General features: G+C 61.5%; 16 protein-coding genes. 5 read left to right on the top strand and 11 right to left on the bottom strand.

Annotation, left to right across the window (positions count from 1 at the left end; genetic code table 11):
- Window positions 1-327: 327 nt before the first annotated feature.
- Window positions 328-576: a hypothetical protein gene (locus tag QA649_RS09615; RefSeq protein ID WP_283023964.1), complete on the bottom strand. Its 249-nt coding sequence runs from the start codon at window positions 574-576 to the stop codon at window positions 328-330.
- Window positions 577-886: 310 nt separating this feature from the next.
- Here QA649_RS09615 and QA649_RS09610 point away from each other — a divergent pair, with 310 nt between their 5' ends.
- From QA649_RS09610 to QA649_RS09590, 5 genes are all read left to right on the top strand, one after another.
- The gene (locus QA649_RS09610; RefSeq protein WP_283023963.1) at window positions 887-1186 is read left to right on the top strand and encodes a hypothetical protein; all 300 of its coding nucleotides are present in this window, start codon (window positions 887-889) and stop codon (window positions 1184-1186) included.
- Between the two features lie 848 nt (window positions 1187-2034).
- A complete protein-coding gene (locus QA649_RS09605) occupies window positions 2035-3198 on the top strand; it encodes a hypothetical protein (RefSeq protein ID WP_283023962.1) in 1164 nt (387 codons plus the stop codon).
- Window positions 3199-3449: 251 nt separating this feature from the next.
- Window positions 3450-3908 carry a hypothetical protein gene (locus QA649_RS09600; protein WP_035705682.1) on the top strand — a complete coding sequence of 153 codons (459 nt, stop codon included), beginning with the start codon at window positions 3450-3452 and terminating at the stop codon, window positions 3906-3908.
- A 141-nt stretch (window positions 3909-4049) separates the two neighbouring features.
- A complete protein-coding gene (locus QA649_RS09595; RefSeq protein WP_283023961.1) occupies window positions 4050-5786 on the top strand; it encodes an ATP-binding cassette domain-containing protein in 1737 nt (578 codons plus the stop codon).
- Between the two features lie 113 nt (window positions 5787-5899).
- Window positions 5900-7255, top strand: a complete 1356-nt coding sequence (locus QA649_RS09590; protein ID WP_283023960.1) for an HlyD family type I secretion periplasmic adaptor subunit — start codon at window positions 5900-5902, stop codon at window positions 7253-7255.
- Here the strand turns inward: QA649_RS09590 and QA649_RS09585 are convergent.
- The 10 genes from QA649_RS09585 to QA649_RS09540 form a co-directional block, all read right to left on the bottom strand.
- The gene (locus tag QA649_RS09585) at window positions 7252-8034 is read right to left on the bottom strand and encodes a response regulator transcription factor (RefSeq protein WP_283023959.1); all 783 of its coding nucleotides are present in this window, start codon (window positions 8032-8034) and stop codon (window positions 7252-7254) included. The two genes, QA649_RS09590 and QA649_RS09585, sit on opposite strands and share 4 nt — an antisense overlap.
- A 211-nt stretch (window positions 8035-8245) precedes the next feature.
- The gene (locus tag QA649_RS09580; RefSeq protein ID WP_283023958.1) at window positions 8246-8830 is read right to left on the bottom strand and encodes a hypothetical protein; all 585 of its coding nucleotides are present in this window, start codon (window positions 8828-8830) and stop codon (window positions 8246-8248) included.
- Window positions 8831-9230: 400 nt separating this feature from the next.
- Window positions 9231-10676 carry a GntP family permease gene (locus tag QA649_RS09575; protein ID WP_283023957.1) on the bottom strand — a complete coding sequence of 482 codons (1446 nt, stop codon included), beginning with the start codon at window positions 10674-10676 and terminating at the stop codon, window positions 9231-9233.
- Window positions 10677-10742: 66 nt separating this feature from the next.
- Entirely contained in the window at window positions 10743-11750 is a 1008-nt protein-coding gene (gene yut / locus QA649_RS09570; RefSeq protein WP_283023956.1) for an urea transporter, read from the bottom strand.
- A 61-nt stretch (window positions 11751-11811) separates the two neighbouring features.
- A complete protein-coding gene (locus QA649_RS09565; RefSeq protein WP_283023955.1) occupies window positions 11812-12669 on the bottom strand; it encodes an urease accessory protein UreD in 858 nt (285 codons plus the stop codon).
- 89 nt (window positions 12670-12758) lie between these two features.
- Window positions 12759-13403 carry an urease accessory protein UreG gene (gene ureG, locus QA649_RS09560; protein WP_283023954.1) on the bottom strand — a complete coding sequence of 215 codons (645 nt, stop codon included), beginning with the start codon at window positions 13401-13403 and terminating at the stop codon, window positions 12759-12761.
- Between the two features lie 18 nt (window positions 13404-13421).
- Window positions 13422-14141 carry an urease accessory protein UreF gene (locus QA649_RS09555; RefSeq protein WP_283023953.1) on the bottom strand — a complete coding sequence of 240 codons (720 nt, stop codon included), beginning with the start codon at window positions 14139-14141 and terminating at the stop codon, window positions 13422-13424.
- A complete protein-coding gene (gene ureE, locus QA649_RS09550; RefSeq protein WP_283023952.1) occupies window positions 14125-14817 on the bottom strand; it encodes an urease accessory protein UreE in 693 nt (230 codons plus the stop codon). The genes QA649_RS09555 and ureE overlap by 17 nt, the downstream gene beginning before the upstream one ends.
- A 10-nt stretch (window positions 14818-14827) precedes the next feature.
- Complete coding sequence (locus QA649_RS09545; protein WP_283023951.1) at window positions 14828-16549, bottom strand: urease subunit alpha; 1722 nt, start codon at window positions 16547-16549, stop codon at window positions 14828-14830.
- A gap of 44 nt (window positions 16550-16593) precedes the next feature.
- Window positions 16594-17031 carry an urease subunit beta gene (locus QA649_RS09540; protein WP_283023950.1) on the bottom strand — a complete coding sequence of 146 codons (438 nt, stop codon included), beginning with the start codon at window positions 17029-17031 and terminating at the stop codon, window positions 16594-16596.
- Window positions 17032-17041 lie beyond the last annotated feature (10 nt).

Genomic DNA, 17041 nt, shown 5'->3' with positions numbered 1-17041 from the left:
GCCTCCCTGCCACTGGAATACCCAGCGCTTCTGGGACGGGCAGGGCTGGCGGGAGCGCCGCGTGCGAACCTGCGGCAGCGATCCAGCTTGGCCTTCCAGGCCTTAGAAGCCGAAGACGGCTCGCGCAGCGACGCACAATGCCGCCGCTCCTGGCATCGCCAACGTGGTCAGTGCGATGAATAGACGATCGTGCAGCCCCATCGAGCAGGCAGCGATTACGGTGACAGTGCTGGACTGCAATTGCCGTCGAACGCGGCCGGCTTGAGCTGCACGAAAGCGGGACTTGCGTGCGATTGCTGAGCCAAGGCGAGGATCGCTATGCTCGTATCAGCGGTGCCGCAGACCGCCATGCACATTCGGAGAGTGGGCCGTGATCAGGTTTTTGTGCTTCCGGGCCGCCGCTTCGGCCTCGCGTGCAAGTCGTTCAGCCTTTAGCCTCTCGCGGTTCGCATGAAACGCCGCTTGGGTGCGTTCATACTCGGACATCGTCACTTTGGCATCGGTTTCCTTGAAGAGCCTTTGCGCCTCACGCTGGGCGGCAGTGGGCGGCTTCCATCCGTAATTGTGGGCGGTCATTCCCTCCTCCTTCGGTGATAGCCGTAAGGGCTTGTTGGGTCCGACCGTCAAAGTCTCTTCCTGTTTTTCAGTTACCGCAATCGAATATTGGCCAGTCCTTCCTGCGCCGGCCATAGATCCGCCCGGCTGGATCACAGCCACCTGCAATGGGATTCCGATCTCATCACTTCGCGCGGACGGCGCACAGCCTTGATTGCTCCGGCGCTGCCGAAAGCTAGCTGGCAGAGACGGCCCCGGCCGTGGGGTTTCGTGGGGGCGTTGAGGCCGGGGCCGTTTGGGGTGCTTGGACTTTGGGGAAGATCAAGCGACTATGAGCTTACTCAGCTCGCAGCGCCGTTCTGTTCGTTTCAACACATTGTCGGTACTCTTCCGGATAGGAACAGCAAACTCTTGCGCAACGAATGACCGAACGGGGCTGCGGCGGCCTTTCGACGATCCGATTGAGGTGGGTAGCCGCAAGCTGGTGACGCTGCGCGATGCCAGGGAACACATCGCCGCACTGCCGAAGAAGGAGCACGACACGCCGGCCCAATCGTCGATTACCTCAAGTCACTTTCGGCAGGACACTCCCCAGGGCTATCGCACCAGCTTCGCAGCAGAAACAACCTGAACGAATCGCAATGAACGCGATCGAATGTTGATGAAAGTGCTGAAAGATCAACGAAGCTGACCGTTATCCTCGCGCTCATAACGGTCTGGTTGCAGGTTCGAGTCCTGCCGGGCCCACCAATAAATCGATCACTTTGCCGGGCCGCGACAAGCACTTCACTTCCGCTGAAGCGGGCGCAGGGGTTGTCGCGGGTTCGGGCTTGAAGAATGCGGAAAGTGGGTTCGCAGACGCGGACGACGTCGAGAGAGCTGCAAGAAATACAGAAGCGGCGGAACAAGATCGCAAATGACCGGACATGAAAACCTCCGGTATTGCGCCCCCTGCCCCGACACGAGCTTTGGCCGCGGCCTAGGTCGCAATACGGTTCAAATCCGGCAATGCGGCGGATTCATTTTCGCCGCAGGCGAGATGAGTGCGGAGCGGGGGAATTGATGTAAAGGCTGTAACCACACCCGAACGGATGTAGCCGATGTTACGGCTGCCGGACGAGCGCTATGTCCGAACTGACGGCTGGGCATTCGACCTTCCCGGGACGACATTCTCTCCGGAGTGCAGAACCCGTCCGATCGCACGGAGCGATTGCGATGAGGGAGGCCACGATGGATTTTACGCGGATGTCGGATGGAATCCGGCTGCATCACGCCTCTCATCGCCACGATGGGTACGATGGCGCGGACGAATTGGGCCCTGCGTCGAGTGCTCCGTTCGTGGCTGACCCGGTCGGCGGTGGCGCCCTGGTCCATCGTCCCGGCCCGTTTGCTGGTCCTGGAGCATACGCCGCGAGCGCGAATACCCATCATAGAGACTCCGACCCGGTTCAATCCAAACATCCCCCATCGGGTGGCGAGATGGGCGGCCACGCCGGCAACCACGCCGCAGAAGGCCTGGATGTTTCGTCCACGAAGCCTCCTGCCGGCGCATCCTTTCCCGAGAAGGGCATTGCTTCGCTCGAGAGCGGGGCGAACACGGCAGGGAACGGCGGAGATGGCTTCTTTTACGGAAGTATCATTCACGCGTCCCTGTTGATCTACGAACCGATCAACATTTCGATCAGCGTGGGATACGGCTCGGTCGCCCTGGCCAACCAGTCCAACGATTTGAATGTCGATCAATCCGCTTTTCAAATGGCCGGCGTCGGCGGCCATGGCGGCAATAACAACATTGCAGCGGGTGGGAGCATCAGTACGTTTTCAGGCTCCGGCGTGATCGCGAGCGGCGACAACAGCGCCGGAAACGGCGGCAGCGGCCATTTCTCGGGTGCGATCGTGGACGCTCCCGTGGTGATCTATCATCCGATCAATATTGCGTTGGCGAGCTCGGGCGGCACGGCACATGCAAGTCAGTCGAACACGGTCGACATCGACCAATCGGCCACGCAGATCGCGGGCGTCGGCGGAAGCGGCGGACATGGCAATGTGGCCGCCGGCGGCAGCGTCATCACGCTCGACCCCAGTTGGGGATCGAGCATCTTTGACGTTCAAACGGGCGGAAGCCAGGCCGGCAATGGCGGTGACGGCATGTTCTACGGGGAACTCGTCCATACCTCGTTTGTCGTGTACAACCCGATCAACATCGCAATCGCGGGCTATGGCTCCAGCGCTTACGCGGTCCAGATAAATGATGTCTCCGTGGATCAATCCGCGGTTCAGATCGCTGGCATTGGCGGGCACGGCGGCAACGACAACGCCGCAGCTGGCGGCCATGCAAACCTTCTCTCCCATAATCCGTGGGGCGGGTCCGATACGATCGCGACCGGTTCGAACAGCGCAGGCAATGGCGGCAACGGTTATTTTGCGGGCAGTCTGATCGACGTCAGCGTCGCGATCTATGCACCCATCAACATAGCAATCGCAGGTCCACATTCGACGGCCGTGGCCGATCAGGTCAACAACGTGCACATCGACCAGAGTGCGACCCAGATCGCCGGCGTTGGCGGGGACGGCGGCTCCGGCAACCTCGCGCTGGGTGGCGATGCCGCGCATCTCTTGTCGGATCTTCACCTGGTGGCATAACGAAACATCGCATCGCTCGCATGGCCGATCGCATCGCGGCACGCGCCGTCGCCGCTCTTCGCATGCAAAGCCCGCGCAGAGGCGCCCTCCGCTGACAAAATGTCGTACTTTCGTACGTAGGCCCATCAAACCGGATGGTGTCCGATTTGACATCTATCGTTCCCGCGCACGGGCGGATCAGACTTGCCGTGCGCGTCCGCCTGATCGGGATGGATGTTGCACGACAGCCAACAAAACGACGGAGGCCTCAAATGATGCCAAAGGCAATCAACATCTCGGATACGATCAAGGTCAAATCGATCGATACCGGTGGTCAAAGTGCCGGAAATGGCGGCGACGGTACTTTCAAGGGAGCCATCATCAGCAAGCCGACTGTCAACTACGATCCGACCAACAAGGCGGAAGGCGCCGACGTGCACGTGAGCACCGGCGATCACGTCAAACAGACGGCGGATTGGGATGCCGGCGGCGCCAACGCCAAGGCCTCGGTGTTCTCCAAGGCTCATGGCGGAGACGCCGAGTCGAACGGCAGCCAGAAGTCCTACAGCGGCTACGATACCTCCAAGGTCTACGCCAACACGGATGCCACCCAGATCAACAAGCTCGCGGTGGACCAGCACCAGGAAGTTGTCGCCGGCATCGGCGGCGATGGCGGAGACGGCAACTTCGCATGGGGTGGCGGGGTGACCTTCCATCTCGACACGCTCTGACGAGCCGCTCGTCCGACTGGCGGGACCGGCTGCCGCGGCCGCCGGTCCCGGATTTCACGCCAAAGATCTACCGATGCCGTTGCCGGATTGCGTTGACCATCGGTCAAGTGCGCCGGACCTCGATTTCAGGCGGTGACGATCATGCTGATGCCGCCCATTCGGTTGCCCATCCTGCCGCAGATCCGGACGCCACTGCACACAGCCCTCCGGTCCTGCGTGGGACCGCTAGGTCTCGTATTCGCATATAGCTGCAGTTACAATCTGCTACTGTTTGCACCCTCCATCTATCTTCTTCAGATCTACGACCGGGTGTTGTCGAGCCGGAGCGGCGACACGTTGCTCCTGCTCACGCTCATAGTCGCGATCACAGTGGTCGTCGGCGGCGTGTTCGATGCATTGCGGCGCGCCGTCCTTGGACGCCTCGGCGCCTGGCTCGACGATCGCCTTCGTCCCTGCGTGCTTTCGGCCGGCCTCGAATCGGCGTTTCGCAGCGATTGGACGCAAGCGTCGGGCGCATATCGGGACCTCACCGTGCTGCGCCAGTTCGTCGAGTCCGGCTCATGTACGATGCTGTTCGACGCGCTCTGGGCGCCCTTGTTCCTCCTTGTCCTCGTTCTGATCCATCCCCTGCTTGGCGTGGTGGGCGCCTGTTGCGTCGCCTTCCTGTTCGCACTCACGGTCGCCGGAGAGCTGGTCACGGAAGACGCTTTGCTCAGGTCCAGCGCCGCGCTCTCCAGAAGCTACGGTCGCCTTCAGACTGCCGCGAGCAACATCCACATGATCCGCGCCATGGGAATGTTCGATAGCGCTGCGCGCATGATCCACCGTGACTCGCAGCACGCGCGCAGAGAGCACGACGTGGCGCTCCGGCGAGGCGAGATCGTCTCACTGGCCGCCAAGCCGGTTCGCGCGCTGTCGCAGGTCTTGATCATGGGGGCTGCCGCGTGGCTCGTCCTCGATCACGGAAAAAGTCCGGCAATCATCTTTGCTTCTACGCTGATGTTCAGCCGGGCGCTCGCGCCGGTCGAAAGTGCGGTCGCAGGCTGGAAATCACTCGTGACGGCCGTGAGCGCCTGTCAGCGGCTCGGCGCACTTCTCGCCGCATTCCCGGTCGCCCGGCAGGAGAGCGCGGGCGTTTTCCCGCCGCAGGCGCGAAGCGGCCTCGTCGTCGACAATGTGGGCGTGTGGCTTGCGGGGACCGACCATCTTCTGCTGAACGGCGTCTCCTTCAGCCTCATGCCCGGAGAATGCCTTGGCATTATCGGTCCGTCCGGGTCAGGCAAGTCCTTGCTCGGCCAGGTGATCGCCGGGCTCTCGATGCCGACGCATGGCCGTGTCCTCCTCGACAATACCGACGTCTCGCTGCTTCGCGAGGGCCGAAACGGCGACGGCCTCGGATATCTCCCTCAGGACATCAATCTGATCGGCGACACCATCAACGACATCATCGCACGCCTTGAAGATGCGGACCGGCGGAAGGTCGTCGAAGCGGCCAAGCTCGCCGGAATCCATGGGGCGATCATGCGCCTGCCGCAGGGTTACGACACGGTGGTTCACAGTGAAACAATCTTCTCACGCGGGTATCGGCAGCGCCTCGGTCTTGCCCGCGCATTTTTCGGCAGTCCACGCCTCATCGTTCTCGACGAACCCAACGCCAGCCTCGACTACGGGGGCGAGCGAATGCTCCTGGATGCCATCGAGCGCATGAAGCTCGCGGGCGTCATCCTCGTCGTCGTCACTCACAGGATGGGTCTCCTCGCCGCCACGGACAAGATTGCCATCATGGAAGACGGTGCGGTCGCCGCGTTCGGCGACAGCGAGGACATCTTTGAACGGCACCTGAGCCGACCCCAGGTTACTTCGCAGGTTGCGCCATGATCTGGAATTCTCTCACCATCTGGAAGCATCCTGCCGTCTCGAGACTTCCCATGATCTGGGACCGGCTCATGCGAGCGCCGGCGTGCCCCCCGCCCGCCCGACGATCTGGCGTCGTGGTAACCGCAATCGACGATTTCGAGCCTCTGGAATTTCCATGGTGCTCGACGCCTACGCCGACCTCGCCACGCGGAAGGCTTCGCGCTATCACCGTCGCGGGCAATCTGCTGGTGCTCTGCTTCATGCTGGGGCTTGGTACATGGGCGAGCCTCGCGCCTCTCGAGAGCGCCGCGATCGCATCCGGCGTCGTGGAATCGGAATCGAGTCGCAAGACGATCCAACATCTGGAAGGTGGTATCGTCAGCAAGATCCTGGTTTCGGATGGCGATAGCGTGCGCAGCGGCCAAACGCTGGTCGCGCTGGAGGATACCCGGGCGAGCTCGGAGGTGCAAAGTCTTCAAGGTCAATTCTGGGATGCAGCTGCTCGTGCCGCACGGCTTCAAGCAGAGCAGCAGAGATTCGAGAGGATCGCAATTCCGGACGCGCTGGAACAGGACAGCAGGCAGAGCGGAGTCGCCGCCGCTGCAGTGTCGGCCCAGCAATTCATTTTCCAGGCACGCCTGCAGGTTCACGAGTCGCAGCTTGCGGTCATTCGCGAACGAAGGCGTCAGGTCGAGAAGGAGATCGAAGGTCTCAAGGCCCAGGAAACCGCCACCGGGCAGCGGGTCGACATCGTTCGGGAGGAGCTGGACATGGTCGCGACCCTCGTCAACAAGGGGCTCGAACGGAGGCCGCGGCTTCTGAACCTGCAGCGGGAGCTGGCCGACGTTGAGGGCCGCCGCGGCGAGATCGCCGCGCAGATTTCCCGCGCCGCGCAAGTCATCAGCGAACAACAGGCCACCTTGTTCAAGCTCGAGAGCGAGAGGCAGAACGAGATCGCACAGTCGCTTCGTGAAGCACAGAACCAGATATTCCAGCTCCGCGAGCGGTTGCTTGCGGCCAGGGACCAGCTATCGCGAACGGAGGTCAAGGCGCCAGAGGACGGCGTGATAACCGATTTGCGGATTCATACAGCCGGTGGCGTCATCGGAGCGGGCGCTCCGCTCATGGACCTGGTGCCCCGGCAAGACCGTCTCATCGTGACCGCGCGCCTGAGGCCCGAGGATATCGATGTGGTTCATCCCGGCCTCAATGCCGAGGTTCACCTCGTACCGTACAATCAGCGTCGCGTGCCTCGCCTGAAGGGAACTGTCGTGCACGTGTCCGCAGACCGGCTCCTCGACAAGCGTACCGACCAGCCATATTACGCGACCAAAATCCGGATCGACGACGCGCAGATCGTCGCAAACGACATCCCGATCGTCCCCGGCATGCCGGTTCAAGTGTTCATCACGACAGGGCGCGGTACCGTGGCTCTCTACGCGCTCAGGCCCCTGCTCGACAGCTTCCGTGGTGCATTCAGAGAGGACTAAGTCTCCTGCATCGGACCTGCGCCGGGGTCGTGGTCGCGACCCTGCGCCGGCAACCGGCCGCGCCAGCGGAGCACGGCTTCCGTCCGATTGTGCGCAGCACATTTCCGCATGATATGCTGGATGTGCATTTTGACTGTGCTTTCCGAGAGGTTCAATTTGGCGGCGATCAGCTTGTTGGGCAGGCCGAGCTCCAATTCCGCCAGAACCTGTTGCTCACGAGGCGTGAGATCCGTCACGCTCCTTTCGATAGTCACTCCGGCTCCCTCGTTCACAAGATATGCGCGCGCAAGCCCGCGTGCATCTGGCGCCTCGAAATCCGGTATCCTGTTCATCCCGGCGACGGGCAACGGCCTGTAGACGCCGCCGACCAGGACAAGACGCAGGCCAGCTATGGCGATCTCGATCGGCAGCGAGGTAGAAAGAAAGCCGCGCACGCCCCGCTGCATCGCGGCCTGCACGGTCGGCTCGTCGTCATGGTTCGACAGGATTGCAACGGCGGCGTTGGGACAACACTCCGCGACGAAGGCGAGACTGCCCTCAACCGAGGGATCGTCGATGGGCTTGTCTGCGATACTCAGCACCACCAGACGAACATCGCGGGTTGACGTGGAGTCCAGGCTTTCGACCGTTGCCATGTCGAGGATCTCGAATTCCGCCAGTTCCCGCCTGAGGACGCTCAGAATACATGTGCGAGGCAACAGGAGCGGTTCGACGATTACCAGAACCGGAAAGTGAAGCGATCCATCGAGCCGCTTTGAGGAGTTGGTTATGTCGTCCATGATTTCCTCGAGATGAAAAGAGCTTCCGCCAAATTCCCATTCCGTATTGCGTCTCCCCTGCTGCTGCATTCAGCCTGAATGAACATCACGAGAGCGGCGCAGTGCCGCCGCCAGTGTTATCCACTGCGGGTTTACCTGGCGCCTGGGTGGAAATTCTTTCCGCTCAAATCATTTGGGCGCGTACCGCGCGGTGACGCAGTCGACGCATTCCCTAATTGCAGATATTTCGATACGCCGTTGACGCCGCCGACCCCGACTTGCCGTCGACGACATATGCTTCATCCTCCTTCACGAGATAAAGAAACGGTCTCTCTCCGGTCTCGCCGCCTGATGTGCTTCTTCCCTTCACACGCCCGCAAATCGTATCCACGGGGCGTCCAAGCGTGTTCTTTCGCATCGTGCGCTTCATTTCGGTGAATTCGGCCGATCCTGGATCCTCCATCTTCGTGGCGATGGTGACCTTCGCCTTTTCCAGGACAGAATCCGATACTTCCGCGGGCCGTTCGGATGCCGGGACGCTGACCCTCGTCCGCGGTGACGCCGCTTTGGCGAGGTCGACCGATCCGCTCTTCTTTGGTGATGATTTCTTGCCGGACGTTCCCGGAGTTGCAGAATTCGATTTGACGATCACGGGATCCGGCGCCAATGCCGTCGGCGTTGGCTGCGCAGGTCGGGCGACCGCAACCCGGTCGAAACAGGGTCGTGACGCACACCCAAGGAAATACCCTCGGGAAGGCGCGAACCAGCCAAAGCCGATCAGGACTCCTGCCAGCACTCCAACAAAAAGCAGTCCCATGCGATTCCCTCCCCGGGAGCTCGGCTCGCACTTGCAAGTAGGACTAATTCCGCGCTGGTGATCCATCTGTTGCGCAAAAGCGTTAAACGCCTATTAAGCGCGCAGTGGCCCGATTTGGTCCGGTCTTGGACCCCTCTGCAACTTGCGTGTTCGAAGGTCCGCTTTGCACCACCAAAGGCTGCCGATGACCGGCTTATGGCCCACAGGCCAATTCCGGAGCACCGCACCAGTTTCGCACCAGAAACGCGTGAGCGAAACGGAGCGAAGGCGACTGGGATCGAGCAAGACCGCAGGAAGAACAACGAAGCTGACCAATATTCTCCCGCTCATAAACGCCTGGTTGCAGGTTCGAGTCCTGCAGGGCCCACCCGCACATCAACTGGTAGTAGTTCAGCTGTCGTCAAAACGATCCAAAAACCGAGCCTAGTATCAAGACAGCCACAAGCGCGATAATGCAGCTGACGATCACCGTCATCACCATGTCGAGATAGCTTTCGCGGTGAGTCAGGCCACTGATTTGCAATAGCAGCAATACCGTACCGTTGTGCGGAAGCGCGTCCAGGGTACCCGCGCTCATCGTCGTTATACGATGCATCAATTCGTGATCGATGTGATGCTCAGCGGCAAGACGCACGAAGTCGTCGCCAAACGCATTGAGGACAATTGCCATGCCGCCGGAAGCAGTACCAGTCAGCCCGGCCAGCACATTCATCGAAACGGTCAATGCGACCAGCGGTCCTCCAGAAACCGAGAATACCGCATCGCGAACCGTCGCAAATGCCGGCAACGCGGCAACCACTGCGCCGAAGCCGACAAGACTAGCGATCATCAGCATCGGTAAGGCCGCAGAATTTGCGCCAGCGTCGAGACTTTCGCGGAGGGATGGCAAGCGTCGCAAGTTGATGAGGAGAACGGTCACGTTTGCTGCCGCGAGAGCCACGACAACGGACCAGACACCAGACACGGCCCCGATTGTAGTCCCGCCCCACTGGTCCTTGGACAGGAACGAAAAATCGAGCCGCGGGAATACGACAAGCGACATTAGGAAATTCGTGACGATAACGACGACGAGGGGCAGCACGGCTAGGGCGAAGCTCGGTCCGCTCTCGGCCCGCTTGCCATGCGGCAACTCGGCCGGGTCGAAGTCGCCCGCCGGCGCCGCCTGCTCGCGAACCATCTCGCTAACGACAGGAGCAGTTTCCGCCTCGCCGCCGTAGCCTTCGCCAGCCTTGCGCGCGGCCGCCTCAGCGCGGCCAAGCCACCACATGCCAAAGGCGAAGATGATGGCCGACGCGATGATACTCAGTCCGGGGGCCGCGAAGGTGGTGGTGCCGAAGTACGGCATCGGAATGGCGTTGTTGACCGAAGGCGTGCCCGGCATCACCGACATGGTGAACGTGAATGCACCGAGGCCGACGGTTGCCGGCAACAACCGGCGCGGGATATCCGCGGCCCGGAACATCTCATGAGCCATGGGCACAAGCACGAAAAATGCCACGAACACACTCACGCCGCCGTAGGTCACAATGGCCGAGGCGATCACCACCGCGAGTATCGTGCGGCTGGTTCCCAGCTTGTTGGTCAAATATTGCGCGATGGAACTGATCGAACCGCTGTCGCCCATAAGCTTTCCGAACAGCCCGCCCAGCATAAACATGGGGAACCATTGAGCTACGAACCGCGCTGCGCCGCTCATGAACGTCTGCGTCCAGTGGGCGAGCAGCGGTTCGCCTGAGAAACTGGCCGCGATGAGGGCTGCGATGGGAGAAACCAGCAGAACACTGACGCCCCGATACGCGAGCCACATGAGGAGGGCTAAGCCGAGCAGTACCCCAAAGAGTCCCATGGTTCACTTTCTCCGAATCGAGGCCGATGATTGAGCCGTCGCTGTCTTGCTTACGGACCGCCCCAATCAAGCAGGCTTTTCGGCATCGCGCGTAACGGCAGATGCCGGCTCCAGGCGTTGCCGCGGCAGCAGGAACAGCCACGTCACAAGGACGAAAGGGGCCGTCAGCGCCGGAATGGCGAACGGGGTCAGCGCAACGTTCAAGGCTGACTGGGTGATCACCGTGAACACCGTGGCGAGGGCCGTGTAGGCCACGACGCGCCAACTCGGCTGATAGAAGACGGTACCAAGTGCGATCGCTGTCAGGACCGGGCTGAATCCAAGGAGACCGCCGATGATCAGGTCGCTCTCGGCGCCGAAAAGATGAGCCGTCAGTACAGCCAATATCGCGCCTCCGAGAGCGAAGGCAGCAGCTGAGAGCGAGCTCACGGCGAGCCCCGCAAGCAGGAGCAGCGCTGCGATGGCACTGGCTTTTAGAAAGACTTGCGAAATGCTCAGGAACATTCCCTGGGCAAGATCAATCAACTGGAGCGGGCTGGCTTGGTAGGGCTGGAACGCGGTGACTATGCTGCCGGACGGCAGTGCTCTTCCCGCGAGGCCGGAAAATCCATACGTGGCCAACAAGAGAAGCCACGTTGTGAGCACGAACGGAAATGTGAGTGCGCCACCCCATGGTTTGACGACGTTGGTGGTGGCAAGCATCACGACGACGGATACGGCCGCTCCGAGTATCACATACACCCAAAGCAGCGCTCCGGGAGCCAGGAACGTCGCCAGCGCAAGGCCGACGAGGATGCCGTTGAAGCCATAGAGCCCGGAATGGAGCGACTCGGTATCGACGCGAAGCCAATGCGCCGTCAGGTTTGACACGACGACGGCGAGGACGCCCGCAATTGCTACTTGGGGCACACCAGCTACGTATGACCCCCAGGCGATTGCGGCCAGAAAGAGAATCCCCGTCAGCGGGTTGTCCTGAAACATGACTTGCCCGATGCTGCGCAAATTGATGTCCAAGAATCGCAATCCACCTGACGAGGCGCAAAGGCTTTCCCAGCTTGCCAAGATCTTTTCCATTGCGGCCTCCTCGAACGTGTCGTCCCGCTGCTGGCGGTCAACCGTTGGCATCGCCGATCCGCTAACGCCACAGATAGGGCGGAGGTAGTGCGGCGCCGATGACCTCTTCACGTACCACTCCCCAGAACTCGCGTACCTTGGCCTTCACCTGCGTGGTTTCGCGGCCCAGCACCTTGTAGATCAGGCCGGCATCATTCGGCAGATGACAAGCGCCGAACGCCAGGCCATCCGCAAGGTTCACACCGGCCCCCGCCCGCTCGTGGATGCGTTCGGCCGTGTCTTTGGGTGCGCACAGGATCACGTTGGCGAACACGTCAAAGGAGTCCATCACGCCGGTCTGCCGCATCCCGTATCGCCGCGGCTCGATCACCAGCTTCTCCGTGAACAACGCACGACCATCGGGACGCACCGCGGACGTCGCTATCGACAATACCGTTGCTCCGAAGCACTCGTCGGGATGATGGTGCTTGCGGCCCGGCTGAATGATCTCCGAAAGGAGGAGTGTGGCCGACGGAGCAACGGAGATCTGTGTGTCGCTGAGAAACCGCGAATGCCGATGCGGGATCACGGGGTCGGGAAGAAACTCCAGATAGGCGTCATCCGCAAGCGTAATGGTCTGGCTCTGCGCCGCATAGTTGGCGTCCATCGCGTGAATCTTGGTCGCCGATTGCGAGGTGACGTGCGCCTGTGCGCGTGGACCCAAGGTGACGTCGAGAGCAAGCCTGTCCCCCTGGAGCACGCAGCCCGTGGTCGTGATGAGGAACACGAAGGCGAGCCCCGGCATTCCTTCGTCGCAATGGAGCGCACGCTGAACCATGTAGGGCGAGCGGCGCTCCAGGTTCGCCAAGATCGTGTGGCCGGAGCGGCGCTCGAAGCCCAGACGTAGGAAGCCCGTCTTTCCGACGGTACGGCTCCTCATCTGCAGTGGCTCATCCTGAAACAGGGCGAATTCCGGCCTCGATGCGCCAAGCGCTTCAGCGCGACTCCAAGGAGGGAGGGCCGCCGGTATCATGCTGTCCGCCGTGACCGTGGCTTGATGTCGAACAGGAATTCCCGCTCGATCCGCGCGACCAGTTCCGGAATCCCCTCCCCCGTCTTGCAGTTCGTGAACAGGAACGGCTTGAGGCCGCGCATCATCTGCGAATCCCGCCTCATCACGTCAAGGCTGGCGCCGACGTGAGGCGCAAGATCGGTCTTATTGATGACCAGGATGTCGGAATGGGTGATCCCGGGTCCGTTCTTGCGGGGGATCTTGTCGCCGGCGGCGACGTCAATGACATAGATGAAATAGTCCACCAGCGCCGGCGAGAACGTCAGCGTCAGATTGTCGCCTCCACTTTCGATCAGCACGACATCGCTATCCGGAAAGCGCCGCTCCATATCCTCGACGGCGGCGAGGTTCATGCTTGGGTCTTCGCGCACCGCCGTATGAGGGCAGGCACCCGTCTCCACTCCGATGATGCGCTCCTGGAGCAGAACGCCCTTGAGGGTCCGCTGGACATGCTTGGCGTCTTCGGTCGTGACCACGTCGTTCGTAATGATGAGTACCTTGATGCCGAGATCGAGCAAACGCGGTGTAATGGCTTCCACGATTGCGGTCTTGCCCGACCCGACCGGGCCGCCGATGCCTATGCGCGTGATACTGTTCGACATTGGAAACTCCATGCGACGTCAGTTCATGAACAGGCGAACATGCGCTCGGGCGTGGACAGCGGCCAGAATTTCCGTCAACGGAGCAAAGCCTGCCATGTCGGCAAGCCGCGCCGCTGCCGCGGTCGCGTACATCTCTGCTGCCTGTCCAGTGAGCTCGTAGAGAATCTTCTGCGTGTCCACGTGGCTGACCCTCATCAGCCGCAAGGCGGCGCCGAGGATCGTCGTCGCGACGCCATACTGGTGCACGACAAACGCCTGGCTGGCAGGCAGCCTCTGTACGGCAAAGCAGATCGCCAGCGCCGTGGGGTAGCAACCTGGAGTTACGGACGATTCAATGCATTCGCGCCACCTGCGAAGCAGCGGCACGCCCACCACTTTCACGCCCATTTCTGTGAACTTCTTACCCATGCGAACCGACATGACCCGCGCCTCATCGGACAGCTTGCGCGCGTAGACCTGCGCATCGATTCGGACGAGGGTGTCGACGTCGTCGGCAGTTGCCGCGCGATGCGCAGCGATCAGGGCGATGCAGTCGCCACGCGCCGCCTGCTCGATGGCGGTATGCGCGAACGCGCGAAGTGTGGCCACGTCGGTGACGACGCCCTCCTGAACCGCGGATTCCAGGCCGGAAGAAAACGAGAATGCGCCAATGGGGAACATCGAGTCACCAAACTGCAGCATCCGCGAAAGGAATGCGGCGCTGTTCGACGCTTCGGCGCAGTCACTCTCGATGGTCACGTGCAGAACCGGTCGTTGCCGGCGATGTTTGCCCCTGAACGGCGGCTCCCGGATGGGCGTGGACGTGCGTCGGCGGATGCCCATGCACGTGTCCCGTCTCGGCCTCGACACCGGCGTAGCTGTCATGCGCGTGTGAATGCACCGGTCCTTCCGCGCCGCCGAAAAGCCGACGTGATTCATGCGGAGCGAGGTAGGGAACGACCTCTCGGCCAGGCACGAACTCGTAGCGAATGCCGTCAAAACGATGCGTATTCATGACGGACGCCATGACCTTGCGATCGACGGTCAGCGGGACGTAAACGAGGTTGTCCTTGACCAGCGCCGGCCAGTGTTGATTGCCCATCGCGTGGCCCAATTCAACACATGTGCGCATTGCCACTTCGGGCGAGAGACTCGTCAGATCGTGCAGATGCACGATCATTACGTCGCGCAGCTCGATTCGCGCGACGAGTGCCGAGAGCGCCTGGGCATCCCACAGCAGAACGTCGCCATCGCGGATATGCGTGCCACGATCGATGGAGACTGCGACCTCAGCGCCTTTTGTGGTCGTCTTGCGGAAGCGGCTCTTTTGCGCCTCCCACTGGTCGATCTCGATCAGGTCTATGTCGGCAGCGGCCAAACGCCCGGTCCATGCCGGATCACCGATATTGCCCAGAACGGTCTCGATCAGGATCACGGCAGGCTCCTCAGCTAAAGAAATACTTCTGGTTCAGCGAGATCGCCTTCAAGGGAGGAACGGTCGCGTGCTTGCCGTCGACGGTCACGGCGAACGTTTCCGGACTGACCTCGATCTTCGGCGTCCCGGCATTTCGAACCATGTCGCGCTTGCCGATCTTACGCACGTTTCTCACCGGCATCACCTGCCGGCGGAGCCCCAGGCGATCCTTGATCCCGGCGGCATGCGCCGCACCGGAGACGAACGTGATGCAGTTGGCCGCCAACGCATCACCATAGGCACCAAACATGGGCCGATAGTAGGTGGGCTGCGGCGTTGGCAAGGACGCGTTCGGATCGCCCATGACCGCCCAGCTTATAAAGCCGTTCTTGATGATGATCTTGGGCTTGGCGCCGAAGAACGCCGGCTCCCAGAGGACGAGGTCAGCGATCTTGCCGACCTCAACCGATCCCAGCACGTCTGCGATACCGTGCGTGATCGCCGGATTGATCGTGATCTTCGCCACGTAGCGCAGCACCCGGAAATTATCGTTGCCCGGCGCATCCTCCGGCAGCTTTCCGCGCCCGGTCTTCATTGCATCGGCGGTCTGGATGCAACGCAGCCAGCATTCCCCGATGCGTCCCATGGCCTGCGAATCGCTTGAGAACATCGAGATGACGCCGAGATCTTGAAGGACGTTTTCCGCGGCGATGGTCTCGGCGCGGATGCGGCTCTCAGTGAATGCCACATCCGACGGGATGTCGGGGCTGAGGTGGTGACACACCATGATCATGTCATAGAGCTCCGCCTGCGAATTGATGCCGTAGGGGAGCGTGGGGTTGGTCGAAGACGGCAGGACGTTGGGAAGGCCGGCGATCTTGATGATATCCGGCGCATGGCCGCCGCCGGACCCTTCGGTATGGAACGAATGAACCGTCCGCCCCTCGAACGCCTCTATCGAATCGTCGATGAAGCCGGACTCGTTCAGCGTGTCGGTATGGATGCACACTTGAGTGTCGGTCTCGTCCGCGACGGTGAGCGCGGACCGAAGTACTGCCGGGGTGGTGCCCCAGTCTTCGTGACATTTCACGCCAACCGCGCCCGCTTCGATCTGTTCAACCAGAGCCGCCTTGCCGTGTCCGTGCCCCTTGCCTAGGATGCCGACGTTGAGCGGCCAGTTTTCGAACGCGCGTAACATCATCCTGATGTTTCCGGGACCCGATGTCACCGTCGTCGCATTTGAGCCGTCTGAAGGGCCCGTACCGCCGCCGATCAGCGTCGTAGTGCCGTTTGAGAGCGCCGCCTCCGCCTGCTGAGGAGAAATGAAATGAATGTGCGTATCGATCCCGGCGGCGGTCAGGATTAGGTGTGAGCCTGAGATAGCATCGGTGGCCAGTCCGATCTCAAGGCCAGGCGTAACGCGATCCATCGTCTGCGGATTGCCGGCCTTGCCGATCGCACAGATGCGGCCATCCCTGATGCCAACATCCGCTTTCACGACGCCCAGAACCGCGTCGATCACGGTCACGTTGGTAATCACGAGGTCAGGAGCACCGCCCGCGCGGGTCACCTGATTATCCATGCCCATGCCCTCACGCATGCTCTTGCCGCCACCGAAGACGAGCTCGTCGCCGTAGCCGCCACGCAAATCGCGCTCGATCTCGACGAACAAGCCCGTATCGCCCAAACGGATGCGATCACCCGTCGTCGGACCGAAGAGGCCGACATATTCTTGCCGAGACATGGTAGGCATACTGGCCCTCGTTCAAGATTTGCCTTTCGACGCGACGTCACGCCTTATTTCGAGCGGAAGCCTCGCTTCGTCGCCTGCGCCACCGCCTTGGATTTGACCGAGGCGGCGTCCTGGCCTGCGGTGGGACCGTCGACGAGATTGTTGAAACCATAGACGGCGCGTTTGCCGCCGTAGGGAACCAGCTGAACATCGCGTTCGTCACCGGGCTCGAACCGCGTTGCCGTCGATGAAGGAATGTTCAGGCGTAACCCGAAGGCCGCAGCGCGATCGAATTCCAGCGCAGGATTGACCTCGAAAAAGTGGAAGTGCGATCCGACCTGGATCGGGCGGTCACCCGCATTGCGCACCTTGAGCGTCGTCACCGGACGGTCGGCATCGAATGTGATCGCCGCTGAACTGCACACGTAACCGCCGACCGGTACGTCCTCTGTCGCCGGGTCGATCGTTGCGGCAACAGCGGGGCCCACTTTTGGTCCAGCCATGTTAGCCTCC

Source organism: Bradyrhizobium sp. CB1717, assembly GCF_029714325.1.
GTDB lineage: Bacteria > Pseudomonadota > Alphaproteobacteria > Rhizobiales > Xanthobacteraceae > Bradyrhizobium.
Note: the sequence above shows the minus strand (reverse complement) of the source record. Positions and strands in the feature narration are given on the sequence as shown.